Annotated in this window: 25 protein-coding genes; 10 read left to right on the top strand and 15 right to left on the bottom strand. The window is 31.3% G+C overall.

From position 1 onward, the window contains the following. The first annotated feature begins 176 nt into the window (after nt 1-176). Nucleotides 177-1,151 carry a DUF4365 domain-containing protein gene (locus tag M3P09_RS05070; protein WP_249972265.1) on the top strand — a complete coding sequence of 325 codons (975 nt, stop codon included), beginning with the start codon at nt 177-179 and terminating at the stop codon, nt 1,149-1,151. 165 nt (nt 1,152-1,316) lie between these two features. After that, nucleotides 1,317-1,994: a hypothetical protein gene (locus tag M3P09_RS05065; RefSeq protein ID WP_249972264.1), complete on the top strand. Its 678-nt coding sequence runs from the start codon at nt 1,317-1,319 to the stop codon at nt 1,992-1,994. A gap of 24 nt (nt 1,995-2,018) precedes the next feature. On the opposite strand, the gene M3P09_RS05060 is transcribed toward M3P09_RS05065, so the two are convergent. The 6 genes from M3P09_RS05060 to M3P09_RS05035 form a co-directional block, all read right to left on the bottom strand. Further along, on the bottom strand, nt 2,019-2,774 hold the full coding sequence (locus M3P09_RS05060) for a LytR/AlgR family response regulator transcription factor (protein ID WP_099564294.1): 756 nt from the start codon (nt 2,772-2,774) through the stop codon (nt 2,019-2,021). A gap of 121 nt (nt 2,775-2,895) precedes the next feature. Further along, on the bottom strand, nt 2,896-3,231 hold the full coding sequence (locus M3P09_RS05055; RefSeq protein WP_099564295.1) for a 2TM domain-containing protein: 336 nt from the start codon (nt 3,229-3,231) through the stop codon (nt 2,896-2,898). A gap of 11 nt (nt 3,232-3,242) precedes the next feature. Next, a complete protein-coding gene (locus M3P09_RS05050; RefSeq protein ID WP_099564296.1) occupies nt 3,243-3,545 on the bottom strand; it encodes a 2TM domain-containing protein in 303 nt (100 codons plus the stop codon). Nucleotides 3,546-3,645: 100 nt separating this feature from the next. Further along, on the bottom strand, nt 3,646-4,989 hold the full coding sequence (locus M3P09_RS05045; RefSeq protein WP_249972263.1) for a histidine kinase: 1,344 nt from the start codon (nt 4,987-4,989) through the stop codon (nt 3,646-3,648). A 25-nt stretch (nt 4,990-5,014) separates the two neighbouring features. Continuing rightward, complete coding sequence (locus M3P09_RS05040) at nt 5,015-5,638, bottom strand: 2-hydroxyacyl-CoA dehydratase family protein (protein ID WP_249972262.1); 624 nt, start codon at nt 5,636-5,638, stop codon at nt 5,015-5,017. A gap of 9 nt (nt 5,639-5,647) precedes the next feature. Further along, nucleotides 5,648-6,064: a DUF2141 domain-containing protein gene (locus M3P09_RS05035; RefSeq protein WP_249972261.1), complete on the bottom strand. Its 417-nt coding sequence runs from the start codon at nt 6,062-6,064 to the stop codon at nt 5,648-5,650. A 163-nt stretch (nt 6,065-6,227) separates the two neighbouring features. On the opposite strand from M3P09_RS05035, the gene M3P09_RS05030 reads away from it, so the two are divergent. Together M3P09_RS05030 and M3P09_RS05025 are read left to right on the top strand one after the other, a co-directional pair. Continuing rightward, the gene (locus tag M3P09_RS05030; protein WP_099564300.1) at nt 6,228-7,478 is read left to right on the top strand and encodes an alpha/beta hydrolase-fold protein; all 1,251 of its coding nucleotides are present in this window, start codon (nt 6,228-6,230) and stop codon (nt 7,476-7,478) included. A 2-nt stretch (nt 7,479-7,480) separates the two neighbouring features. Next, complete coding sequence (locus M3P09_RS05025; protein WP_249972260.1) at nt 7,481-7,882, top strand: hypothetical protein; 402 nt, start codon at nt 7,481-7,483, stop codon at nt 7,880-7,882. Between the two features lie 63 nt (nt 7,883-7,945). On the opposite strand, the gene M3P09_RS05020 is transcribed toward M3P09_RS05025, so the two are convergent. Then, on the bottom strand, nt 7,946-8,674 hold the full coding sequence (locus M3P09_RS05020; RefSeq protein ID WP_249972259.1) for an energy transducer TonB: 729 nt from the start codon (nt 8,672-8,674) through the stop codon (nt 7,946-7,948). 129 nt (nt 8,675-8,803) lie between these two features. Here M3P09_RS05020 and M3P09_RS05015 point away from each other — a divergent pair, with 129 nt between their 5' ends. Further along, a complete protein-coding gene (locus M3P09_RS05015) occupies nt 8,804-10,420 on the top strand; it encodes a sulfatase family protein (protein WP_249972258.1) in 1,617 nt (538 codons plus the stop codon). Between the two features lie 2 nt (nt 10,421-10,422). On the opposite strand, the gene M3P09_RS05010 is transcribed toward M3P09_RS05015, so the two are convergent. Next, nucleotides 10,423-12,576, bottom strand: coding sequence for a TonB-dependent receptor (locus M3P09_RS05010; RefSeq protein WP_249972257.1), 2,154 nt, complete (start codon nt 12,574-12,576; stop codon nt 10,423-10,425). A 129-nt stretch (nt 12,577-12,705) separates the two neighbouring features. Here M3P09_RS05010 and M3P09_RS05005 point away from each other — a divergent pair, with 129 nt between their 5' ends. Continuing rightward, entirely contained in the window at nt 12,706-13,374 is a 669-nt protein-coding gene (locus tag M3P09_RS05005; RefSeq protein ID WP_249972256.1) for a lysoplasmalogenase, read from the top strand. Nucleotides 13,375-13,439: 65 nt separating this feature from the next. Here M3P09_RS05005 and M3P09_RS05000 read toward each other — a convergent pair whose 3' ends face one another. Beyond that, nucleotides 13,440-14,717 (bottom strand): NAD(P)/FAD-dependent oxidoreductase, encoded by a 1,278-nt coding sequence (locus M3P09_RS05000; protein ID WP_249972255.1) that lies wholly within the window; start codon nt 14,715-14,717, stop codon nt 13,440-13,442. 133 nt (nt 14,718-14,850) lie between these two features. Between M3P09_RS05000 and M3P09_RS04995 the strand changes: the two genes are divergently transcribed. Together M3P09_RS04995 and M3P09_RS04990 are read left to right on the top strand one after the other, a co-directional pair. After that, nucleotides 14,851-15,345, top strand: coding sequence for an RNA polymerase sigma factor (locus tag M3P09_RS04995; RefSeq protein WP_099564305.1), 495 nt, complete (start codon nt 14,851-14,853; stop codon nt 15,343-15,345). A 4-nt stretch (nt 15,346-15,349) separates the two neighbouring features. Then, entirely contained in the window at nt 15,350-15,991 is a 642-nt protein-coding gene (locus M3P09_RS04990) for a hypothetical protein (protein ID WP_249972254.1), read from the top strand. On the opposite strand, the gene M3P09_RS04985 is transcribed toward M3P09_RS04990, so the two are convergent. Then, on the bottom strand, nt 15,988-16,572 hold the full coding sequence (locus tag M3P09_RS04985; RefSeq protein WP_249972253.1) for a pseudouridine synthase: 585 nt from the start codon (nt 16,570-16,572) through the stop codon (nt 15,988-15,990). The genes M3P09_RS04990 and M3P09_RS04985 overlap by 4 nt on opposite strands. Then, nucleotides 16,559-18,850, bottom strand: a complete 2,292-nt coding sequence (locus tag M3P09_RS04980; protein WP_249972252.1) for a type IA DNA topoisomerase — start codon at nt 18,848-18,850, stop codon at nt 16,559-16,561. Before M3P09_RS04980 ends, M3P09_RS04985 begins: the two co-directional genes overlap by 14 nt. A 174-nt stretch (nt 18,851-19,024) precedes the next feature. On the opposite strand from M3P09_RS04980, the gene M3P09_RS04975 reads away from it, so the two are divergent. Continuing rightward, a complete protein-coding gene (locus M3P09_RS04975) occupies nt 19,025-20,302 on the top strand; it encodes a T9SS type A sorting domain-containing protein (RefSeq protein ID WP_249972251.1) in 1,278 nt (425 codons plus the stop codon). Nucleotides 20,303-20,354: 52 nt separating this feature from the next. On the opposite strand, the gene M3P09_RS04970 is transcribed toward M3P09_RS04975, so the two are convergent. Genes M3P09_RS04970 through M3P09_RS04955 form a run of 4 tightly spaced genes read right to left on the bottom strand, consistent with a single transcriptional unit; the run spans nt 20,355 to nt 23,859 of the window. Beyond that, nucleotides 20,355-21,560: a DUF418 domain-containing protein gene (locus M3P09_RS04970; RefSeq protein WP_249972250.1), complete on the bottom strand. Its 1,206-nt coding sequence runs from the start codon at nt 21,558-21,560 to the stop codon at nt 20,355-20,357. 4 nt (nt 21,561-21,564) lie between these two features. Further along, nucleotides 21,565-22,362 (bottom strand): lysophospholipid acyltransferase family protein, encoded by a 798-nt coding sequence (locus tag M3P09_RS04965; RefSeq protein ID WP_099564310.1) that lies wholly within the window; start codon nt 22,360-22,362, stop codon nt 21,565-21,567. 52 nt (nt 22,363-22,414) lie between these two features. After that, entirely contained in the window at nt 22,415-23,056 is a 642-nt protein-coding gene (locus M3P09_RS04960; protein ID WP_249972249.1) for an NUDIX hydrolase, read from the bottom strand. A gap of 14 nt (nt 23,057-23,070) precedes the next feature. Further along, nucleotides 23,071-23,859 (bottom strand): alpha/beta hydrolase, encoded by a 789-nt coding sequence (locus tag M3P09_RS04955; protein ID WP_249972248.1) that lies wholly within the window; start codon nt 23,857-23,859, stop codon nt 23,071-23,073. Between the two features lie 127 nt (nt 23,860-23,986). Between M3P09_RS04955 and M3P09_RS04950 the strand changes: the two genes are divergently transcribed. Beyond that, nucleotides 23,987-24,691: a peptidylprolyl isomerase gene (locus M3P09_RS04950; protein ID WP_249972247.1), complete on the top strand. Its 705-nt coding sequence runs from the start codon at nt 23,987-23,989 to the stop codon at nt 24,689-24,691. Nucleotides 24,692-24,743: the final 52 nt, after the last annotated feature.

The raw sequence follows: 24,743 nt of genomic DNA, 5'->3' as shown, positions 1-24,743 counted from the left end.
ATCTATTTTAAAAAATGCAAGGCTAATGTTTGTATGCTTTTCTTATTGACTTTGTCAGAAAAATTAGCTAACTTCGTTTAACGTCGGATATAAGTCACATGTGCTGAATTTATTTCAGTATTAAAACGACGCATATCCGTAAAAAACATTAGGCATAATTTAAAGAAACATACAAATTGACATTCAACAAAGAAGAAAGGATAGGAGTGTTTTCTGTAGCCAAAATTTTTGTAGAAGATTTTGAATGGATTTTTCGCGAACAACCTGTAAATGATTTTGGGATTGATGCATTTGTAGAGATTACATCAAGAATCCATCCATTAGTTAAAAATATAGTCCCTACAGGTCGTTTAATAGGTGTTCAAATAAAATCTGGTGAAAGTTTTTTTAGTGAAGAAAAGGATGCAGATTTTATTTATAGAGGCAGTAAGAAACATTTAAGTTACTGGTCAAGCCATTCTATTCCTGTTATTTTAATTTTATATGATAAATCAACTAATTCGGCCTATTGGCAAGAAATAAGTAAAAGCTCTGTAACACTTACTAAGAAAGCGTTTAAGTTATCCGTACCAAAGTCTAATCTTTTAACTACTAAATTTTATGAGAAGCTAGAAGATATAGGATATTATAAGAATGAGTATGGATATCGACTTTGGCAATTGAGACGTTCTATTGAAGCAATGAAAATAGCTACAACAAGAAAATGCTTCCTTTACATTCAATTATCAGAAAATTATTATACAAAAGACTATCACGTTGAAATTTTAATGAGCCCTGAAGATGATGATTTTATAGCAAAAGTTTTTCACAAACTCTTCCATTCAAACTTTGAAGTTTTTTATTCATTTCACTTAAAAAATAACAATAGTTTAACTGATGGGATTAAAGAAACAATTCCTTGGGTTGATTTGTTTTATAAGGGTGTACCCTTTTCAGATGAGATTTTTCAAAAAAATGTAATTACTGACACAAATGAGTTTTCAAAAACTTGGAGAATAAAGCCAGATTTAACAGATGAGAAATCAATTTATGCAATTGCTTGCGAAATGACTGGTGATTATTACTTTAAATTAGAAGTAAGTCCGAATGAGCTCGCTTCAAACTTTATAGCAATTAATGAATTCTTAACCAAAAAGCCAGAAGTTGAATAGAGTATTTTCTAATAAAAAAACTATGTCTAACAACGTGTATAATTAATTGCGGCTGAATTTCCTCTCGGAAATTCAATCTTATTAATTATCTTTCGGTTACGGCGGAAAATGACTCGCGTCCTTTTCCGCAACTAATCATACACGAACACGTTAAACGAACCTTCAATGAAAAAATACTTTCTAACAACTAAGCTCATTTTATTACTAATTGCATCAAATATTTACGGACAAGAATATTTTGAAGGTCAATTAAACTATAAAATAGAATACCAACCTCTAAATGCTAACATTCCTGCTGAATATTTAGCAAAGGAATTCGGAGATTCTTTTACTGCTTATGTAAGGGAAGATAGATATGCAATGATTTATCATGCCAAGGGAGAGCTTGGATGGATGAAAGTTATTGTTAGGCTTGATGAAGGATATTCCTATACTGAATTTGAAAAAGTAGATACCATTTCAAAAACTAAATTTGGACTTGAAAAGAATAAACTTATTGAATTAAAAAGAAATACTAATGATAGTAAAGAAGTATTGGGAGAAATGTGTGAGTCCATAACTTTGAATTACGAGCCTTCTAATCCTGAATCTTTTTTTCAAAGCTTTAGGGGCAAATATTATTTTAATCCAAAATATAAATTAAACGCAAATTTATATCAGAATTATACGGACGGATTTTGGAATCTGTTTGTTAAAGAGTCTGAATCAATTAGTATACGAAATGAAACTGAGTTTTATCCATTATTTAAGGCTATTCAAGAAGCCTCCTCAATTGAAATCAAGACTATACCATTAGAAATGTTTGAGCCGAATAGCTCAAAGATAATATCGGAAAAATTATAAAACCATTAAACGAACCTTCAAAATTTACTCCAACCACGCTTTAAAATCTTTAACTCGCTCGCGAGCTACTATTACATCTTGCTCGTTATATGAGTTTAGTTTAATTTGTAAACGCGAATTGGTATAACTTACCATATCTTTTATAGCATTTATATTTACAAAAAACTTACGGTTAATGCGGTAAAAGGTTTGTGGTTCTAGCTCGTCTTCCAAATGCTCTAAAGTGGTGTCTAACAAATAATTTCGCCCTGCAGTTGTATACAAATAAGTGCCTTTGTTTTCGCTATAAAAACATTCAATCTCATCAATATTAATAAGTTTTAAATGTTGACCTACTTTTACTGAGAAACGCTTTTTATATTCTCTATCGATGGGGTTTACAAGCAATTTTTTAATATCGTTAAAATCTAAAGTTACGGCTTGCTTCTGTGGCGCACGTTCTTGATATTTTTTTACGGCTATAGCTAAATCGTCCTCATCAATAGGTTTTAATAAGTAATCGATACTATTAAGCTTAAAGGCTTGTAGTGCATACTCATCATAAGCTGTGGTAAAAATGATGGCAGACTTTATATCGATAGTTTCAAATATTTCGAACGATAAGCCATCACTTAATTGAATGTCTAAAAATATTAAATCTGGATGCGTGTTGTTTTGAAACCATGCGATAGATTCTTCAACGGAATGCAACATGGTTTCGGCTTCTAAATTTAATTTTTGTAGCATACGTTGTAAACGTCGTGCTGATGGTTTTTCGTCTTCTATAATTATTACGTTCATTTCTTATTAGTTCTTGTTTGCGTTAGTGATTGAAATCCTTCGATTGCGCTAGGACAAACTCATCCTTTTTTGAGTCACGAAAAAAAGATGCGGTGGAAAGCACGACCTAAAAAGGAACGCCCTAATTCCATTGTTTTTTATCTTTATCCATATATTCTTTTACTTTGCGTTCGTGCCAGTTTTTAGAGAAAAACAAGTCTTTACCAAATATACTTAAGGCATGAAAGCCTAAACCTAAGCCCCAGAAAAAAGCTGTAGTAAATGTTCCGAAATGCCAAAAATCCTGATTATTTGAATTGATTGCCACCATAGTTATAATAAAAACGTTTACTACAACATACCAGAAGGCATGCCAATAAAAACCTTTGAGCTCTTTTACACGCTTTTTGGCGCGCAAGTAAGCTTGCTCTTTTTGATAACTTTTATTTTCGTATTGTTCTAATTTATAATTTTCCATAATCTTAATGGTTAATCCCACTTATTTTCTTCTTTACGCATTAATTCTTCAATTTTGCGTTCTTCCCACTGGCGCCCAAATACTCCTTTTTGAACAAAAACAGTGAATCCATGTATTATTAAACCTATACCCCAACCTATAATTGAAAACCAGAACCATTTATAATCCCAATAGGTTTTATAGTTAATAAAAATTGTAAACGGAGTAAATAAACAATATGCTAGGAGGTGCTGATAAAAGCCTTTTATATCTTCGATACGTTTGCGAGCTTTTATCGCTTTTTTGTTGGTTTCAAAATCTGGTAATCTTTTCATGTGTTTTTACTTATTATTTTTCATCGGTCACATGCTACATCCATTTAATCGTTTTTTTGAGTATCAAGTTTTAGTTATGGATGTTTCTACATTGTTAATTTTAGTCCCAGTTATTTTTTTCATCATTCATATATTCTTCCATTTTACGCTTTTCCCAATTTCTGCCAAAGGCACCATCGTTTACAAAAACCCTAAAGGCTTGAATTGCTAAACCAATACCCCAGCCAAACATTGGGAACCAAAACCATTGGAATCCCCAAAAAGTTCTGTAATTGATGAATATTAAAAATGGAATGACTAAGCAGTACGATATTAGGCTATAATAAAATCCTTTAAGCTCGTCAACGTGATTAAGTGCCCGCATATAGCTGTCGTCTAATCTTGTTGGTGTTTGTTCTGTTCTCATGACTGATATTTGTTTTGTAAGCATTGGTATGGCTACTGCAAACCTATTTGCTTGTTTGTTTATATTTATTTTTCGGTTGGTTAGTAAATCGTAACGTTGCATAATATTGCTTAAACCTACACCACTACTCTTTTTTACGATTTGTTTAGGTTGTAAATTGTTTTCGACTACTAAATTGTTTTGGTCTTCGTAAATTTTAATATGCAACGGCTTACTTGAGGTTACCATATTGTGTTTTACAGCATTTTCTAAAAGCAATTGTAGCGATAACGGTACTACTTTGCTTTCTGGATTTAATGCTTTTTCTGGCATGGTAAAAACAATGCTGTCTTCAAATCTCATTTTTAGCAAAGACATATAGGTTTTAGCAAATTGCAACTCTTCATCAACCGTTACTAGTTCTTTATTTTTTTGTTCTAAAACATAGCGATATACTTTTGATAGCGACGTTGTGAATTTTTGTGCTTGATCTGGGTTTTCTTCAATTAAACTGGTTAATACATTTAAACTATTAAAAAGAAAATGTGGGTCTAACTGATTTTTTAAAGCGTCAAACTTAGCACTCGCTGTTCCTGCAATTACTTTTTGCTCTTTTATTTTGTTTTGCTGGTACTTATTATAGTAATAAACAACATGAAAGATGATTACAATGGTTAAGGTTATCCATAATCCAAACTTATAAGGCCTCCATGTTTCGTTTTCTATAAACTGATTAAATGATTCGCCTTCTAAACTTAAAGACGTAAGCATGCGCAATAAGAATAAGCCAATTAATGTAATAACAGTAGAGCCTATAATACCTAAAACAAAGCGCTTTACTGTATCTCCTTTTTTCCAATTAATCTTATTATTGAAATAATCGAAAAAATACATATTAGAGTATCCTAAAACAAAAGAATACAACTGATAGAAAACAAATTCAATTAAAAACTCGTTAGCGCTTTCAAACCTAAATCCGTCTGAAATTACATTGCCAACTACAAAGACCAAGCACCCTATAATGAATGTGATTAATATATTTTTAACTGATTTTGTCATGCTATTAGTTTATAGATATTAACTCTTACTTTTTACAAGATTTTAATACTTGCGCCGCACGTTCTTTACCCCAATTAGGATGAAAAGGTGTTTCTGGCTTAAAGTTAGCAAAAAGTTCTAAGGCTAGTTCTAAATCTTTGCAAAATGGTGTAGTATCTTGCCCAAAGTAACTCGCTCCACCAATATCCCACTCTGCTTTACAATATACTACCCGTGGATTTTTTGGTGCAATTTGCTTTGCTTTTGCATATAACTCAACCACTTTGCCAGAAAGCGTCATGCCGTAAGTTGCACCATCATAAGCTACCCAAGCCGTATGCAACAAAGCTTGAAGCACTAAAATTTCTGGGTTATCTTTAGATATTGCTGTGGCGTCGTTTATTAAATCTTGTGCTTTTTTAAGTTGTGCAGAAAGCTTTTCTTCGTCCTTTTCTCCAAAACTATTCACAATATTTATTTGTGCTGCATAATATGAAGGCAACCAATTATCGGGCTCTGCATTGGCTATACGTTCAAATAAGTTTATTGCTTCTGTAGGTTTGTTGCTGCCCCAAAGCTCAAAAGCCTTTTGCATTCCTTTTTCATAATTAGTTTGAGAATTTATAACTCCTGATACTAAAAGTGTTGCGATGATGATTAAATGTTTCATTTTTCTATTTTAAAGTTTAATATTTAATGTAATTGACTTGCCTTTGATTATAAACTTGGCATCTTCCCATTTTGGAGGTCCAAATCTAGCTGGCGCGTTGTTAGATGTTCCTGTATCTTCTTTTGGAATTCCTAAGAAATTAGTTTCTAATTTTCCATTATTGTCTTCATCATGAAAAACAGAAATAGCATAAATGCCATCTGGAATATTTTTAAATGTTACCGTACTGGTTTTATTTTCAATAACTCCTATCATTCCTTTTTTTACTGTTTTTAAAAAGGTGTCTTCAGAGTCGTAAAGAGCAACCATAATTTTACCTTCATTAGAATCAAAATTCGAAATGTTAACAATAATATCTTGAGTGTCAGTTTGAGCACTTACAAAGCTTGTTATGGTTAGTAATAGACCAAAGATTAATTGTTTCATATTTGTGTTTTTAGGTTTTAATTATGCAACAAATATCTAGTAGATGGCTTGTTTTAAAAAAAATGACTTACCGAATTGTTATTTTTTGTTGATGAAATGTTAAACTGCGATTGTTCACCATCAATAATTATTAAATTGAAGAAAATTTAACTCTTCTCGAATTATGAAAAAACAGCTAATATTTATTTTCTGCACGTTCTTCGTCATATCAATTATAAAAGTTGAAGCGCAACAAGTAGAACATAAAAAAATAACCATAGGAATAGTTGATAGTATTAAATCAAACGCGCTACATGAGCTTAGAAAAATATGGGTGCATTTACCGGATGGAAATGTTAACTCTAATGAAAAATATCCTGTAGTTTATTTATTAGATGGTAATGCACATTTTTCTTCAGTAACAGGTATGATTCATCAATTAAGCTCTGTAAATGGTAATACTATTGTTCCAAAAATGATAGTTGTTGGAATACCAAATACAAATCGTATGAGAGACTTAACACCAACTCCAGAAAATAATTTAAACTCTGGTGAGATAAATAATAACGGCCCTGGAGGAGGTAACAATTTTATGGATTTTATAGAAAAAGAACTTATTCCGTATATAGATAGCAAATACCCGACATCGCCATACCGAACATATATAGGCCATTCTTTAGGAGGGTTAACAGTAATAAACACATTATTAAAACGTCCAGGAATATTTAATAGCTATGTGGCTATAGACCCAAGTCTATGGTGGGCAGATTCAGCAACTTTAGAAGAAGCGAAAACTGTATTGAATAACAAAAATTTATCAAAAGAAAGCCTGTTTGTAGGTATAGCAAACACTATGGGTCCTGATAAGGAAATAAGCACCGTAATGCAAGATACAACTGGAACAACTCAACATATACGCGACATCTTAGAGTTTTCTAAAAAGGTGGTACCAAATTCTTCTAGTCAATTGGATTTTGGTTATAAATATTACGAAAATGATTCTCACGGATCTGTACCATTAATAACTACTTATGATGCGCTCCATTTTATTTTTTCATGGTATGATATTGGAAATGATTTAATTCCTAAGATAATGAGTCCAGATATTTCTGCAGATATTGTTATTTCTGATGTAACTAAACATTATGAAAATGTTTCAACAAAAATGGGGTACTCAATTTTACCTCCCGAAGATTTAATAAATCAAATGGGATATGGCTCCATGAATCAGAAAATGAACAAAAAAGCATTAGCATTTTTTAAAATGAATGTAAAAAATTATCCTAATAAATCTAATGTTTATGATTCTTTAGGAGATTATTACTCATCTGTAAAAGAAACCAAAAAAGCTATTAAGGCATATGAGAAAGCCTTAAGCACTGGCGGCGGAAATAACTACTCTAAAGAAAAACTAGACAAGCTTAAAAACCAATAATCATGAAAAAAATTATTCTTTTTATTTTACTTATTTCTGGTTACTCAGGTATAGGTCAACAATCAAATCATATTTCAATGATAGATTATGTGCAAGTTTTAAATGAAAATAAAGCAGAAGCTCTTTTTTATTATCAAAACAATTGGCAGCAGCTACGCATAAAAGCCATTGAAAAAAATTATATTGAATCTTATCAGCTCTTAGAAACTATCCCAACGGCTGAAACACCTTATACTTTTATGCTTATAACAACATATAAAAATATAAAGCAATATAAAGCTAGTGAGAAAAACTTTAGAAAATTGATTGATGCCAGTGATGGATTAAAATTACTAAACAATAAAAAACCAACCGAATTTAGAAAAGTTATTTTACATAATGATGCAATAAAACATTGGAATTAAAAAGGCAATCTAAATTCTTAGATTGCCTTTTTTCACATTGATTAAAACCATTTACAAAACCAATTAACCTTCTTGGTATTTGAAGAAAATGGGTATAGCATAGCTTACTTTTACGGGCTTATCTCGCTGCTTACCTGGTATCATTTTGGGTAACAGGCCAATAATTCTTTCTGCTTCTTTTTCTAAAATTCTATCTGGTCCTCTAGATCTTACTTTAGTAGTAATTCCGTTAGAATCTATCACAAATATTACAGATACTCGTCCTTGAATTCCTAAATCTATAGCTGTTTGTGGGTACCTAAAGTTTGTAACTACATGCTCTTGTATTTTTTTCTGAAAACAATCTTTCATTTCTTTTCTAGATTTGCCCTCACAACCAGGAAAAACTGGTACATCTTCAATAGCTGCAAACGGAACTTCTACTTCTTCTTCTACCTCATCAACATCAACATCACTTACAGATACTACCCGTTCCTCTATAGCATCATCTAGTGCAGTTTCTGTGCTTTCAATAACTGTTTCTTCAACTTCTTCAGCATCTTCAACTATTTCAATAGTTTCAGTTATTGCTACTGGTGGCGGTGGCGGTGGCGGAGTATTTATATTTATAACAGGAATTTCCTCTTCAACTTCTTCATCTACTTCAACAATATCTATACTTGCTATTTCTTTATCGTAAGTTTTATACTCTAAAGCTTGCCATGACATAAATAACATTAAATTTAAACCTATAGCAAAATATAGGCTGCTATTTCGTCCTATTTCTATTTCTGGGTTCTTTTTTGGTTTCATGACTCATACATTTTATACCATTAAAATTATTAAGAATCAAACTGAATAACTATGACATTTATCATATATGATTTTCATATAATTAATTTCTAAGTTTTACTATCTTAGATGCTTAATTTTATTTTAAATATGAGTTTAGCAAAAACTAACTACGCGTTTACCCTTTTTTTAATTGGACTTTTAACTTTAAGTTCTTGTTCTAAAAAAGAAAAAACCACTCCGCAACGACCAAATATTCTTTTTATCATGTCTGATGATCATGCTTATCAGGCCATTAGCGCATATTCAGACAAGCTAATAAAGACTCCAAATATTGATAGAATTGCAAACGAGGGCATGTTGTTTACTAATGCTTGTGTTACAAATTCTATTTGTGCACCTTCAAGAGCTACAATTCTTACTGGGAAACACACTCATATAAATGGGAAGATTAATAATTTAATGCCTTTTGATACTACTCAAGTTACGTTCCCTCAACTTTTTCAAAAAGCGGGTTACGAAACTGCTATGTATGGAAAATTACATTTTGGTAACAACCCTAAAGGCGTAGATGATTTTATGATTTTACCAGGGCAAGGCAATTATTTAAACCCAAAATTTATAACTAAAGAAGGAGACACTACCATTACAGGTTATGTAACCGATATTATCACAGATTTTACTATTAATTGGCTAGACAAAAAACGAAACAAGGAAAAGCCTTTTATGATGATGTATTTACATAAAGCTCCTCACAGACCATGGTGGCCAAATCCAGAAAAATTTAAGGAGTTTGCTAAAAAAACATTCCCAGAACCAGAGACGCTTTTTGATGATTATTCCAATAGAGGAACAGCAGCAAAAACAGCAGAGATGAACTTGTTAACTCATATGAAATATGGTCATGACTCAAAAATAAGTCCCAAAACGATTGATGAAATGGGTGGCGTAGAACCAGAAGTGCCTTCTATTAATGGGTTTAACCGTGCTTACAGTAGGTTTAATGAAGAACAAAGAAAATTATACGACCCCGTTATAGATTCTATTAACACATGGTTTAAAAACAATTGGCCTACGCTTAATGATAAGGAAAAAATGCAATGGAAATATCAACGTTATATGCAAGACTATCTAGGTTGCATTTCATCTGTTGATGATAATGTTGGTCGTGTTTTAGATTATTTAGACGAAAGTGGTTTAGCTAAAAACACTATAGTAGTTTATACATCAGATCAAGGTTTCTATCTTGGGGAACATGGTTGGTTTGATAAACGCTTTATATACGATGAATCGTTTAAAACACCGTTGTTAATTCGTTGGCCAAATCAAATAAAACCTGGAACAACAAACGATGAAATGGTACAAAATCTAGACTTTGCTCAAACCTTTCTGGAAGCCGCACTAATTGATGCTCCTGAAGACATGCAAGGCGAAAGTATAATTCCTTTACTAAAAGGTGAAAATGAAAAATGGACTCGCGATGCTGTTTATTATCATTACTATGAATATCCTGGAGAACATACGGTTAAAAGGCATTATGGTATAGTCAATAAGGAATATAAATTAGTACATTTTTATCATGATATAAATGAATGGGAGCTTTATGATCGTTTAAAAGATCCACAAGAGATGAATAACGTATACAACAATCCTGATTATGCCGACAAAGTAAAAGAGCTAAAAATAGAACTTGAGGCATTACGAGTAAAGTATAAAGACTCCAAAGCACTTGATCAAAAATATATAAACATGTCGGTTAAGGAATAGGTCTATAAATTATCCAATTGGTTGCTTTTTTTGTCCTCACTAATCGTCCAAAAGAAGCCAACAAAAAAGAATTGATCTGCTGCAGGCTGTAACGTACGTCTTGCAAAATCGCCATTTATATTTGGAGTATTTGCATATTGATAACCGTTAACATTTTTAAAACCTAATACATTGTTTACCGAAGCATATAGTATTTTTTGCGGACTTATTAAATATGCCCAATTCACACTTAAGCTGTTATAGGCTTTTGTTTTGTTATTTAAAAACCCAGGTTTGTTAGGATTGGTATATGTTCTTCCAGAAGCAAAACCGTAACTAAATCCTACTTGACTGCGCCAATCATTAATCCAATATTTACCAACTACCGAAAGGTTATGCGTATTCGCAAAGTTTGGTTGTGCCTCAGTTTGATAATTTCTGTAATCTCGTTTGGTATCTAAAAATGAATAGCTTAACCAATAATCAAAATTCTTGATACTTTTACTATCTCTCCAAAAGAAATCAATACCTTTTGCAAAACCATTACCTTCATTATTATAAGTGCTATTAAAATCTGGAAACTCATCATTAAACTTAACTAAATTATCATACTTCTTGTAATAAGCTTCAGCCCTAAATATTTTTCTATCAGCATTATATTGATAGTTAAAAATATAATGTGATGTATTCTGTGGTTTTAAATTTTGATTAAACTTCAAAATATAGCTTGATGGATTTTGATAAAAATTACCATATGCTAATGATAATTGACTTTTGCCTGAAGTTTTATAAGCCAATGATAATCTTGGGGCTAAAGTAAAGTCTTTAAAAAGCTCACTATATTCTGCACGTACTCCTGTTTTAAAAGCTAGCTTTTTAGACACAAAAATATCTGCCTCTGCAAATGCAGCTGCAATATTATCGTTATAACCATAGGTTACCGGGTTAACTATATCATCACTATAGGTTTCGTCAAAATCTGTTGCAAAATACTCAGCTCCAAAGTAAAGCTTAAAGCGGTTGCTTATTCTATTTTTAAATTTAAGTTTTGCGTGTACTGAGTTTTCTGAATCTTTAATATCACTATCCATTATATTGATATTGTTATTTCCGTGAGTATAGCTTAAACCTCCAAATAAAGTCCAATTTTCATTCAAGACACCTTGATATGAACCATTAAAATATAGGTTTTTGTTTTTTAGTTTAAAATCTAAACCCTCACTATAATTAATATCTTCTTGAGTTAATTCAAAATTTGTAGTGTCAAAAGCACCATAAAGTTTAAATAACCCTGAATCGGTTTTCTTTCTATATACGGCTTCTCCAGAAAGTGTTTCAAAAGGCTTTTTCCAATCATTCCTATCTGGAAACAAAGCAATATAAGGCGCTAAATTTATATAAGATGCATTAACACTTAGCGAGCTTTTATCCCATTTTTGAGTGTTTCCAAGTGTTGCACCAACACTCATAATACCTATATCTGTTTTTTCTTGATCTGGCTCATCAATAGTATTTAATAACAAAACACTTGATAGTGCTTGACCAAACTCAGCTGAATATCCACCCGTAGAAAATGTAATGCCATCAAACAAAAATGGTGAATACCTACCACGAGTTGGTGTATTATTAGTTGTTGGTGAATAGGGTGTAAACACACGAATACCGTCTATAAATATTTGAGTTTCTTCGGCTTCTCCACCACGAACAAATAATCGCCCGTCTTCGGCCACTGTGGTTGTACCAGGTAATGTTTGTAAAGCACCAACAAAATCGCCCAAAGCACTTGCTGTAGTTACAACATCTAAAGGCTTTAGCACATTTACTTTACTATTATCGCCAGCTGCAAATGTCCCTGCAGATAAAACCACAGCATCCAAAGTACCAATGTTTTCTCTAAGTTTAATAGTTAAATCTTTCATATATGAAACGTCACCAACCATTGTAAATGTCTCATAAGACAGAAAAGATACAATTAAGGTTTGAGTGCTTGTTTCTTCTGTTTTAAAAGAAAATAAACCATTCTCATCGGTTGTACTACCATCGTAAGTAGCATCTAAATAAACATTTGCTCCTGTGATTGGTAAACCTTTGTTATCGGTAACTTTTCCATTAATAACACTTTGGGCAAAAAACTGACTTGAAATAATTAAACTTAAAATTAATAATAGATTTTTCATTTGGTAAATGGTTTGTTCGTTTTTAATTGATGAAGCAAAATTGAAGCATATACCGTTTTGAAAAAACTAATACTAACTGAATTGTAAAATTTTAATGATGAATTGAATATATTTGATAAAATCATTTGTATGCTTTCCAAAACTGAAAAAACATTCTCATTAATTTTCTTAATTATTGTTATTGCTGAATTAGTTTGTGATAATATTGAAACCTTAACAACATTTCATTATTTAACCAAACCACTTATTTTAATATCGCTTATTTTTTTCTTTTGGAATTATGGAAAGCACCTCGATAATAAAACTAGGCTGTTTACTTTTTTAGCATTAATATTATCTCTTTTTGGAGATGTGCTTTTAATTTTTGCAGATGCATCTACTACCTTTTTTATAGGCGGATTAGTATCCTTTTTATTAGCTCATATTATGTATGTCTTTACTTTTTTAAAAAAGAAAAACAACTTAAATAATACGGTATTATTAACCATTATATTACTCGTTTATGCAGCTGGATTATTTTACTTTTTAAAAGATGGTTTAGGGGATTTATTAGTACCAGTTATCATTTATATGATTGTAATTTTATCAATGGTAATAACAGCTTTTTTACGAAAGGGTAGTGTTCCAAAAAGTAGTTACTTTTTTGTTTTTTTAGGTGCACTTTTTTTTATAACTTCGGATAGTTTATTGGCCTTAAATAAATTTTATGAACCTTTACCTTTTTCTGGCATTAGCATTATGCTTACCTACTCAATTGCCCAATTATTTATCGTTTTAGGTATTAAAAAACAGCAATAGACAAAATCTATTATAAAGTGTTAATTTATTATTAATCAGATAATTGATTGACTAAATTTAAAGTATCAATTTAATTTATGGAATGGACGTATAATTAGGCGCGCTGCTTTATCAAAATTGATGTAATTGTAGCACCAATTAAAGAAAACGACTACTCTATTTCTAAAACCAACCAACGCCATAAGATGAATAAACATCCAAACAAACCAAGCAAAAAATCCTGCAAACTTATAATGTTTTAAATCGACAACTGCTTTATTTCTACCAACGGTAGCCATCGATCCTTTATCTCTATATTTAAATTTTTTAAGAGGTTTTCCTTCAATTAATTTTATCAAATTTTTTCCTAAAAGTTCACCTTGCTGAATAGCAGGTTGAGCAACTTGAGGGTGTCCTTTTGGATAGTCTTCAGTTTGCATCAAAGCAATGTCTCCTAAAGCAAAAATATTGGTATAACCTTCTACCTGATTAAACGCATTAACTTTATATCGATTTATACGATCTAACAAAGATTTACCATGTAACCCTTTAACAGGATTTCCAGTAACACCTGCAGCCCAAATTAATGTTTCAGACTCCATTTCCAGGCTAGAATTAGTAAGCACTTTTTTGCCGTCGTAATCTTTAACAAACGTATCGCATTTTACATGTACTCCTAGTTTTTTAAGAAACTGTTCAGCCTTTTTTGAAGCGTGCTCGCTCATTGTTGGCAATACACGAGGGCTCCCTTCAAGCAAATATATTTCCATATCATTAGCATTCAAATCACGATAATCTCTTGGCAAAATATGATTCTTAAGCTCTGCAATAGCTCCTGCTAATTCAACACCAGTTGGTCCGCCACCAACAATAACAAAATTCAATAAAGCTTTTCTAAATGCTTTATCGTTTGTTATAGCAGCTTCTTCAAAATTTTGTAAAATCAAACTTCTAATATTCAAAGCTTGTGGCACCTTTTTCATTGGCATACTGTATGTTTCGATCGATTTATTACCAAAATAATTGGTCTTTGTCCCAGTAGCAATCACTAAAAAATCAAAGCTTAAAATTCCTATATTAGTAGTGATTTCTTGACTTTCAGTATCAATGTTTTCAACTTCTGCTAAACGAAAAAAGGTGTTTTTATGCTTTTTAATTATTTTTCTAAGCGGGTAAGCAATAGAATCTGGCTCTAAACCTGCAGAAGATACTTGATATAATAAAGGTTGAAAGGTGTGATAATTACGTTTATCAATTAATACAACTTGAACTTTTTTATTAGCTAAGGTCTTTGCCAAATTAATACCAGCAAAACCGCCTCCAACAATAACAACTCTTGGCAAACTCGATTGGGGAATATTCATAAAAAAGGGTCTAAAAATATTATAACACAAAGATACTATATAACCAATTTATACACTACTTTTAAATATTATTTTAAGCTAATTGTAACTTTTTAAATATTTAAGCTACTTACCTTATAACTAAACCATCAAATTGAATAAAGAACTTGAACATAGCTTTGTTGAATTGCTAGAAAAGCATCAAAACATTATACATAAAGTATGCCGTTTGTATACTAATAATTATGATGCTCATAATGATTTATTTCAAGAAATAACAATACAACTTTGGAAAGCTTACCCGAAATTTCGTGGTGATGCTAAGTTTAGTACTTGGATGTATCGTGTAGGTTTGAATACCGCTATAACACTTTACAGAAAATCAAAACGACGTATAAATACACAAAATTTTGAAGGTGTAGAGTTTAAAATAAAGGCAGAAGATTATGATGATACTGAAGAGCAGCAATTAAAAGTGCTTTATAAGGCGGTACATCAATTAAATGATATTGAAAAAGCACTTGTTTTCTTGTATTTAGAAGACAAAGATTATAGAGAAATAAGTGAAACCTTGGGTATTAGTGAAGTGAATGCACGTGTGAAAATGAACAGAATTAAAACAAAACTTAAAACCATATTAAATCCGTAATACTATGGATGAATTAGATTTATTAAAAAAAGATTGGAAAAAAGATGATAATAATTTTCCAAAATTATCTTACAATGAAATTTATAAGATGATTTTAAAAAAATCGTCTTCCATCGTAAAATGGATATTTATTATAAGCTTGCTAGAATTTGCTTTCTGGACTTTTATTTCTTTTTTCTTAAAAGATACTGAAAGTATGAAACGCTTTAACCAGTACGACGCAGACGCTGTTTTAATCCCTTTAATGATAGCCGGTTATATTATTCTAGGTTATTTTTTCTATTTGTTTTTCAAAAACTATAAAACAATTTCGGTAACAGATAATGCCAAAATTTTAATGGAGAATATTTTAAAAACAAGAAAAACCGTAAAGCAATATGTTGCATTCAATTTAATTTATCTAGTTATATCTACTATAGTTGTTTTGTTTTTAGAGTTTGATAGAGATCAGCAAGTAATAGACCAAGTAAATCAAGCTGCGGCAAACGGAGAGGCTTTTAAGTTTTATACAGGTATTATTATTGCAACTGTACTACTATTAGCAGCTGCTATTGGTCTTCTTCTTTTCTTTTATTGGTTGGTTTACGGCATCTTATTAAAACGCTTAAACAAAAATTATAAAGAGCTCAAAAAACTAGAAGTCTAAAAGAATTTATCAACTTCCACAACATCACCTGCTTGCATTTGATTTAAATGAATATCCCCTACTCTAACGCGAACTAAACGTAATGTAGGGAATCCAACAGCAGATGTCATTTTCCGAACTTGTCGAAACTTACCTTCGTTTAATGTTATTGATACCCAAGATGTTGGACCATGTCTATCATCTCTAATTTTTTGTGAGCGTGTAGGTAAATTTGGAGTTTGATTTAGCTTAACAACCTTACAAGGCTTGGTTTGATATTTTTTACCATCAAAACCAATTTCTACACCGCATTTTAATTGCTCTATAGCTTTCTCGAAAATAGCGCCATCAACCTGTGCATAATACTCTTTTTCTACTTTTTGACTATTTACAAAATAACTCATTTTACCATCAGTAGTAATGAGCAATAACCCTTCTGATTTTTCGTCCAAACGACCTATAGCCATAGCATTTTCAGGAAAATTATAAAGATTCCCTAGAAACTTCTTTGATTGCTGTTTAGAATCATGACTTTTAAACTGACTCAGATAACCGTAGGGTTTATAGATTATGAAATGACGGTGTGTTTTAGATGTTTCCATTCAAAATACTATACACAAGTTCTCTTGTTGGTGTTTGCCCATTTATTTTAGTTCTTACAGCTTCAAAAGTCATTTTAAAATCACATCCCGATTTATAGTCACTGCAGCCATAAGCTGTTTTTCCTTTTATAACTGTTCCTTTTTTACACTTCGGACAAAATAAGTCTTTAGTTTTCGTTTCTACAGAAGTCTTTTTAGGTTCTAATTTTAGTTTAAAATTATCATCAAAACGAATTAAACCTTCAACCTTCCCAGAATCTGTTTTAAAACCTTTTAAGTTAACGGTGCTTCCTTTTTGAAGTAGTCTTATAAACTGCTTTTCTGAAATTTTTTTACCATTAAAATCAAAAGGCAATACAAAATTACATCCAGACTTATACGCACTACACCCATAAGCCGTTTTGCCTTTAATAAGGGTTCCTTTTTTGCATTTAGGGCAGCCTTCAACAGTTATACCTATCGTCTTTTTAACTGCTGCTTTTGCAGTTCTATTTTTTATTACTGTAGCTTGAGATATGTTAGCGCGTTTTGTCTCACTTCTCACTTCGTACACTAAAGCATCAACCATTCGTTTCATATTTCTTATAAATGCACTCGCGCTAAATTCACCTTTCTCAATATCTTTTAATTGTTTTTCCCAAGACCCTGTTAATTCAGCAGATTTTAATAGTTCATTTTGAATAGTTTCAATCAACTGAATACCTGTAACTGTTGGCAACACCTGTTTTTTATTACGTTTTATATATTTTCTTTTAAATAATGTTTCAATAATATTGGCACGAGTTGATGGTCTACCAATACCATTTTCTTTCATTAAATCACGCAACTCTTCATCGTCAACCTGTTTACCAGCAGTTTCCATAGCACGCAACAAAGAAGCCTCGGTAAACTGATTTGGTGGTTTGGTTTCTTTTTCTAAAAACGATGGCTCATGAGGTCCTTTTTCTCCCTTTTCAAACGTTGGTAAAATCCCAGATTCTTTTTCTTTTTTATTCGAATTTTCAAAGACAAGTCTCCAACCTTTCTCTAAAATTTCTTTTCCTGTAGTTTTAAAAACTACTTTTGCTGCATTTCCTAAAACCGTAGTATTGGATACTGTACAATCATCATAAAAAACCGCGATAAACCGTTTTACGATAATATCGTAAACTTGTTGTTGATTATATTGCAAATTGATTTGCATCCCTGTTGGTATTATAGCATGATGATCGGTTACTTTTTTATCATTAAACACTTTCTTTGATTTTTTAATAGGTTTCCCTAAAAGTGGTTGAGTTAACTTTGAATAGTTTGTCAATTTTTGAAGAATACCTGCAACTTTAGGATATACATCATTAGGCAGAAATGTAGTATCTACTCTTGGATAAGTCACGACTTTTTGTTCGTATAACTTCTGTACAATTTTAAGCGTTTCATCTGCTGAAAAACCAAACTTAGTATTACAATACACCTGCAAACCAGTCAAATCAAACAGTTTGGGTGCATATTCTTTCCCTTTCTTTTTGGTAATAGAATCTATTTCAAATTCGCTTTCCTCTACCTTATTAGCTAAAGCTTCACCGTCCTCCTTTTTAAGAAAACGCCCCTCTTCGTAACTAAAAAGTGTATCTTTATAAAGTGTTTGCAACTCCCAATAGGGTTGCGGTTTAAAGTATTCAATTTCCTTAAATCGGTTTACAACTATAGCTAACGTTGGTGTTTGCACACGACCTACAGATAGCACCTGTTTATAGCCACCGTGCTTAACAGTATATAATCTGGTAGCATTCATGCCCAAAAGCCAATCTCCTATGGCTCTAGAAAATCCTGCATAATATAAATTGTCATAATCTGAAGCTGGTTTTAAATTTTGAAAACCTTCTTTGATAGCTTCAGTAGTTAATGAGGAAATCCATAAACGTTTCACCTCACCTTTATAATTTGCTTCATTCATCACCCAACGCTGGATAAGTTCTCCTTCTTGACCTGCATCACCGCAGTTTATAACTACGTCTGCTTTATCAAATAAACTTTTTACAATATTAAACTGCTTTTGAATACCTGAATTTGCTACCACTTTGGTTTCAAATTTTTCAGGGAGCATCGGTAGATTATTCAAATCCCAGCTTTTCCAATAAGGTTTATAATCGTTAGGCTCCTTTAAGGTACATAAATGCCCAAAGGTATAGGTAATAGCATAGCCATTACCTTCATAATAACCATCGCGTTTAGTATTAGCACCTAACACAGTTGCTATTTCTCTTGCTACACTTGGTTTTTCGGCAATACAAACCTTCATTGATTTAATACTTATATTTCCTTAAAGAAGTTGCAAAATAAGGATTTACTAATGCTTTTTAAAGTAGAATTACTAGGAGTTATTAACTATCAAAAGTATTTTGAAAAAAAATAAAAACCCGCACCCCTTTTAGAGAATAATAATTACTTTTAATTCATAATTTAATTCATCATTATGGGCAAAATATTCTTTTCAACCTTTTTCTTTTTAATCACTTTTACTCATGCTTTCTCCCAATGTCCAAATAGTGATATAGTTTTAAAAACTCAAGCAGATATTGATAATTTCGCAACTAATTACCCTGGATGTACTAATTTAAGTGGTTCATTAACTATAGGAGATATTCCTATGGTAACAAGTTTAATAAATAACCTTAGCGGTTTGAGTTCTTTAACCAGCATAAGTGGTAATTTATATATTTTTGGAAATTCTAATATTTCAAGCTTAACTGGGCTAGATAATATTGAAACTATAGGAAATAAATTAAGCATTACTGGGAATAATTCCATTTTAAATTTTAATGGATTAAATTCCTTGAAAACTACTGGTGAGTTAGATATAAGGTTGAATGATTTGTTAGAAAACTTTTCAGGGTTAAGCAATTTAACAACTGTAAGCAATTTAACAGTTTCAAATTGTCCTAAATTGAAGAATTTCATAGGTTTAGAATCTGTTACAGCTGTAAACAATTTTGCATCATTCTTCAATGATAATTTAGAGAATTTTAATGGATTGAATAATCTAAATACAGTTAGCGGCTCTCTAAACATTGAACAATGTAATCTTTTAAAAGATTTAACAGGTTTAAATGATGTAACATCTATCGGAATTACCCTCAGAATATTTAATAATAATGAAATGATTAATCTTAATGGTCTGGAAGCCGTAAAAACTATTGGAGCCATTAATATCTCTGATAATAACAAAATGCAATCCTTAGATGGTTTAGATTCTGTTATTTCTCTAAATGGATATCTTGGTGTTTTTGGCAATATGCCGAATCTTGTTGACATTTCAGCCTTATCAAACATAGAGTATACAACAATATTTCATTTATACATACAAGACAATATAAATCTTTCTGTATGTGAGGAACCTAATATTTGCGAGTATTTAAATAAAGGTAATCCATCATCAATTTCTGGTAATTCTACTGGTTGTACTACAGAACTAGAAGTTGTTAATAAATGTACTTTATTAAATCTAAATAAGTCAAAACTTCAAAAGGTAATGCTTTATCCAAATCCGTCTGAAAACATTTTTTTTATTGAAGGAAACTCAAAGCTAATTATTGAAAGTATTAAGATTTATAACACTGAAGGTTTCTTAATCAAAGATATACGCAATTCTGACAGAAAAATTAATATTGAAAATTTTTCTACTGGCATGTATTTAGTAAGTATCAACACAACTAACCATGGAAAAATATTCAAAAAAATCATCAAACTTTAAATTTAGCATAGAAATAGATAATAGAAAGTTATGATTTTCAAAATATTAGTGATTAAATATAAGCGTTAGTATTTTTATTGGTTTGTTTCTTTGAAAATACCCATGTTGCTTTATGCCAAATCGTTTCTAAAGGGCCACGTTTATTGTTTTTCATCCACCAATAAGAAAAATATCCAATTAAAACAGAAAGCACAATACTTATTAAAAAGCTATACGTTGCTCCTGTATATTTATAAAGCCCAAAACCAAAACCGTAATATAAAGTAGAACCTATAATAGATTGTAGTATATAATTTGAAAGGCTCATTTTTCCTATAGGTGATAAAGCTCTTAAAACTTTATTCCAAGCTTTCTTTTGAAATAAAAGAACAAAACCAGATACTAACACCACCATAAATGAAAGATTCGTCCATGAAGTCTCAATAGTTTTTAAAGGACGACGAATTACTTCACTAACAAATATATTGTCTACATTTTTTTGAAACACATACAAAACAACAAAAGCTATACTTGAAACTACTAATGCTTTTGTCCAAAACTTATTACTCTCTACAGATGGCTTAAAAAGCTTTTTTCTACCAGCTAACATACCAAATAGAAATAACGATAAAATATGTAAAAAACGACCATTCTCGTTACTCCATTTTAGCACTGCTATTTTACCATTGGTTAAATTCCCTTTAACAGTATTAATGAATGAGCCATCTTTTATATACTCATCCATTTTGCCAAAATAAGCCCAAGACTCTGGGTTTCCAATAACAGCATCTGGGTTTTCAATAGCCTGTAATAATCTAACAATTTCTATAGGTTGCAATAATAAAATAATTGCAACACCTAAAACTACTTTATTATTTAAACGAGCGAAAGGAATAAGTAAAAACCCTATCACGGCATATATGGTAAGTATATCACCTTGATAGAACGCAGAGTTTATAATCCCAAAAACTAATAACAAAACGAGTCTCCATGCAAAAACAGGTCTAAAATCTTTGCCTTTTTTAGCTTGATTATCTGTTTGAATAAAAAATGTTAATCCAAAAAGCAACGCAAACATAGCATAAGACTTTCCTGCAAACATAAAAAAGGAACTATCCCAAACCATTTTATCTAATTTCACTAACCAATCTGGGAAGTTTTCTGGCAAAAAATACACATCAAAATGTTCGAGGTTATGCAGTAACATTATTGAAACTATAGCCAAACCTCGCAAAGCATCAACTACATGTATTCTATTATTATCTTTAGTAGAAACCATTAAATTACCACTCTCGCTTTTTATTTAATTCTTCTTGAGCTTCTAACTCTTTTTGAGGAATCACTTTTAAAAACGACGGATGTTGTTCTATAGCGTATTCTATTCTTTTTACAATATCGTCTGTAGTCTCATTATCGTAATCAATTTCTAAAGGCTCTTTTATTTCAAAAGTTTGAAGAATATTTTTCTTTTTAATACGGAGTCCTTTTTTATCAAATGATCGCCTAAACCCATCAATAACAATAGGCACCACAATAGGCTTATAGCGCTTAATTATATGCGCAGTTCCTTTACGTATAGGCTTAAAAGGTGTAGTTGTTCCTTGCGGAAATGTAATAACCCAACCATCATCTAATGCTTTTCCTATACTAGAAATATCACTCATTTTTACTTGACGGTTAACATCCTTTCCTTCAGATCTCCAAGTACGCTCTATACTTATCGAACCTACATAGGCTAATATTTTTGGTAACAACCCTGCTTTCATGGTTTCTTTTGCAGCTACATAATATATATTAAGCTTAGGGTTCCATAAATAACCTACATTTTTTATGGAATCTGTACGCCCGCTTAAACTTGCGTTAAACACATGAAACATAGATACGACATCAGCAAAATAGGTTTGGTGATTTGAAATAAATAGAACATTAGTATCAGGTAAGGTTTTTATAATTTCTGAACCTTCTATTTGCAACTCATTAAAGCCGCGAAAGCGTCGATGAGTCATAACTCCAAGAATTCTTATGAGCCATTTTTTTACAATAAGAATATGTCCGAATGGATTCCTTTTAAATAATCCCATAAATCACACGTCAAAATTAGTTAGTTGCAACAAATGTAATAAATCTTGCAAACTATAGCATTTGTTTTAACATGTCTTTAATTTCGCTAAGCATCATAGCTGTTGCTCCCCAAACAATATAATTATTTAACTTAAAGGCTGGCACTTCAACATCTATACTATACGATGTTGTAACAGTTTTTGTAACTAATTGATTATCATCCAAAAAATGCAGTAAATCAATCTCAATAATAGCTTCTACCTCATTGTCTTGCTTAACAAATTCTGGTGTGCTTTCAGAAATTCCAATAAATGGCTGTACATGAAAATTACTTGGAGGAATATAAACTTCAGATAATTGTTTAACAACCTTAATGTTTTGAATTGGAACACCTACTTCTTCAAATGTTTCTCTAACGGCAGCATCTTGTAACGATTTGTCTTGATCTTCCAGCTTCCCTCCAGGAAACCCAACTTGAGCGGAATGCACACCATTATAAGTTTTTCTTAAAATTAAAACCAGTGTTGTTTTCTGGCTTTTATCTGGATAAAACAATGCTAAAACACCTGCTTTTTTAGCATCTTTAATTGCTTTTCTTTGGCGCCGTAATAACTCCTGGCGAAACGGTGGTACCATTTTAAAGTGAGATGCTTCGGCTGGTAGTGATATATTTTCTATTTTGGAAATAGCTGTTAAAAAATCTTCGAAATTCATTTAATTAAAAGTGATTATTTAATGATGTTCATAAGCCATTTTTCAGCTAAAACAGGCCATGTTTCAGCAGCTGCATTTCCTTTTCTTAAACCATATCCATGTCCTCCTGATGGCAATACATGTAATTCAACTGGTCTTTTAGCTTCCATAAGTGCGTTTGACAAAACCAAAGAACCTTTATTTGAGTAAGCGTCATCTGTAGTTGCAAATATAAACATAGGAGGCGTTTGATTTGTAATAGACAATTCTGGCGAGATGGAATTGTTTTCACCTGTACTTAAATAGGCTGGATAAATAAGAACAGTAAAATTTGGTCTACAAGAATTTTCATCAATTGTATCTGTTTTTTTATAAGTTTTTTTATCAAAATTGGTTGATGCTCTTGCAGATAAGCTTCCACCTGCTGAAAAACCTAAAACGCCTATTTTTTCTGGATTACAATTATAATCTTTTGCTTTGCTTCTCACAATTCTAATAGCTCTCTGTACATCATTTAAAGCCCCTAAACGATTATCTGGAACTCTATACTGCAATACAAATGCTGTAAAACCTAATGTATTCAACCATTTTGCAATTTCATAGCCCTCTAAATCGATTGCCAAAATTTGATAACCTCCACCTGGGCAAACAATAATACTTGCACCATTATTCTTTGCATTATCCGGTTTATAAACTTCTAAAATAGGGTTAGTAACATCTGTCAACCTAATAACATTATTACTAGTATCAGAAGTTTGAACAGCATGGTGTTTTTCATTTATTTCATTAGGTACTTGATCTGTCCATAAATTTATGGTTTCCATAGTTTGAGGAAAATTTTGTAACGTAAAAAAGATAGCAATACTTAAAAATATGATTTGTTTTTTATTGATATATGTATAAAACATAAACTGAATTATTTATTTTTGGTATCGATTAAAAATTATTTAAATGCGTTTTAAATTATTCTTTTTACTTTTTTTATTTTTTTTGAATTGTGAAGATAAACAATCTAAAAAGAAAAATAACCCTATAGTTTCTGAGGCTCCATCTTCAAAAAAAGAGGCTAAAACTATTGTTACAGAAGAAGACAAACGTGAATTCCCTAAACTAAACTCCAAAAATGCGATGTCATTTTTTTTAGAATATGATAAGCATAATAAAGAGAATAAAGTACGTATAACTACAGATTTTGGAGCTATTGATATTTTATTATTTAATGAGACTAAATTTCATCGTTCTAATTTTATCTTTTTAACGAAACAAAAATATTTTAATGACACACAATTTTATCGTGCCATTGATAATTTTATAGTACAGGCGGGAAATAGCGACGACAGAAAAACTGGAAAAAAACGAGTAAATATTGGCAGATACCTATTACCAACCGATACAAAACGAGGTTTTAAACATGATAGAGGTGTTATATCAATGCCTAGTAGTGAAATTGATAATCCGCATAAACTAGCATCACCTTTCGAATTTTTCATAGTGCAGCAACGTGGTGGGGCACATTTTTTAGATGGAGATTATACTATATTTGGTAAAGTTATCAAGGGTATGGATGTTGTTGATAAAATTGCGGCTGTTGAAACCGATGAAGCCGATTGGCCTTTAAGGAATATCTATATCCGCAATGTGGAAATTATTGATTAATCTACCTAGAAAGATTAGTACTTACTCCCTTCCTTTATGAGAGATCACCTCT

Source organism: Jejuia spongiicola (assembly GCF_023502325.1).
GTDB classification, from domain to species: Bacteria; Bacteroidota; Bacteroidia; order Flavobacteriales; family Flavobacteriaceae; genus Wocania_A; species Wocania_A spongiicola.
This window is presented reverse-complemented; position numbering and strand designations above follow the sequence as displayed.

Coding starts and splice junctions, on each gene's coding strand:
- M3P09_RS05005 (WP_249972256.1), top strand. CDS start 12,706: ATGCTTTCCAAAACTGAAAAAACATTCTCATTAATTTTCTTAATTATT.
- M3P09_RS05060 (WP_099564294.1), bottom strand. CDS start 2,774: ATGAACGTAATAATTATAGAAGACGAAAAACCATCAGCACGACGTTTA.
- M3P09_RS05055 (WP_099564295.1), bottom strand. CDS start 3,231: ATGGAAAATTATAAATTAGAACAATACGAAAATAAAAGTTATCAAAAA.
- M3P09_RS05010 (WP_249972257.1), bottom strand. CDS start 12,576: ATGAAAAATCTATTATTAATTTTAAGTTTAATTATTTCAAGTCAGTTT.
- M3P09_RS04955 (WP_249972248.1), bottom strand. CDS start 23,859: ATGGAAACCATAAATTTATGGACAGATCAAGTACCTAATGAAATAAAT.
- M3P09_RS05040 (WP_249972262.1), bottom strand. CDS start 5,638: ATGAAACATTTAATCATCATCGCAACACTTTTAGTATCAGGAGTTATA.
- M3P09_RS05050 (WP_099564296.1), bottom strand. CDS start 3,545: ATGAAAAGATTACCAGATTTTGAAACCAACAAAAAAGCGATAAAAGCT.
- M3P09_RS05025 (WP_249972260.1), top strand. CDS start 7,481: ATGAAAAAAATTATTCTTTTTATTTTACTTATTTCTGGTTACTCAGGT.
- M3P09_RS04990 (WP_249972254.1), top strand. CDS start 15,350: ATGGATGAATTAGATTTATTAAAAAAAGATTGGAAAAAAGATGATAAT.
- M3P09_RS04970 (WP_249972250.1), bottom strand. CDS start 21,560: ATGGTTTCTACTAAAGATAATAATAGAATACATGTAGTTGATGCTTTG.
- M3P09_RS05030 (WP_099564300.1), top strand. CDS start 6,228: ATGAAAAAACAGCTAATATTTATTTTCTGCACGTTCTTCGTCATATCA.
- M3P09_RS04960 (WP_249972249.1), bottom strand. CDS start 23,056: ATGAATTTCGAAGATTTTTTAACAGCTATTTCCAAAATAGAAAATATA.
- M3P09_RS04965 (WP_099564310.1), bottom strand. CDS start 22,362: ATGGGATTATTTAAAAGGAATCCATTCGGACATATTCTTATTGTAAAA.
- M3P09_RS05015 (WP_249972258.1), top strand. CDS start 8,804: ATGAGTTTAGCAAAAACTAACTACGCGTTTACCCTTTTTTTAATTGGA.
- M3P09_RS05065 (WP_249972264.1), top strand. CDS start 1,317: ATGAAAAAATACTTTCTAACAACTAAGCTCATTTTATTACTAATTGCA.
- M3P09_RS05000 (WP_249972255.1), bottom strand. CDS start 14,717: ATGAATATTCCCCAATCGAGTTTGCCAAGAGTTGTTATTGTTGGAGGC.
- M3P09_RS04975 (WP_249972251.1), top strand. CDS start 19,025: ATGGGCAAAATATTCTTTTCAACCTTTTTCTTTTTAATCACTTTTACT.
- M3P09_RS04980 (WP_249972252.1), bottom strand. CDS start 18,850: ATGAAGGTTTGTATTGCCGAAAAACCAAGTGTAGCAAGAGAAATAGCA.
- M3P09_RS05035 (WP_249972261.1), bottom strand. CDS start 6,064: ATGAAACAATTAATCTTTGGTCTATTACTAACCATAACAAGCTTTGTA.
- M3P09_RS04985 (WP_249972253.1), bottom strand. CDS start 16,572: ATGGAAACATCTAAAACACACCGTCATTTCATAATCTATAAACCCTAC.
- M3P09_RS05020 (WP_249972259.1), bottom strand. CDS start 8,674: ATGAAACCAAAAAAGAACCCAGAAATAGAAATAGGACGAAATAGCAGC.
- M3P09_RS04950 (WP_249972247.1), top strand. CDS start 23,987: ATGCGTTTTAAATTATTCTTTTTACTTTTTTTATTTTTTTTGAATTGT.
- M3P09_RS05045 (WP_249972263.1), bottom strand. CDS start 4,989: ATGACAAAATCAGTTAAAAATATATTAATCACATTCATTATAGGGTGC.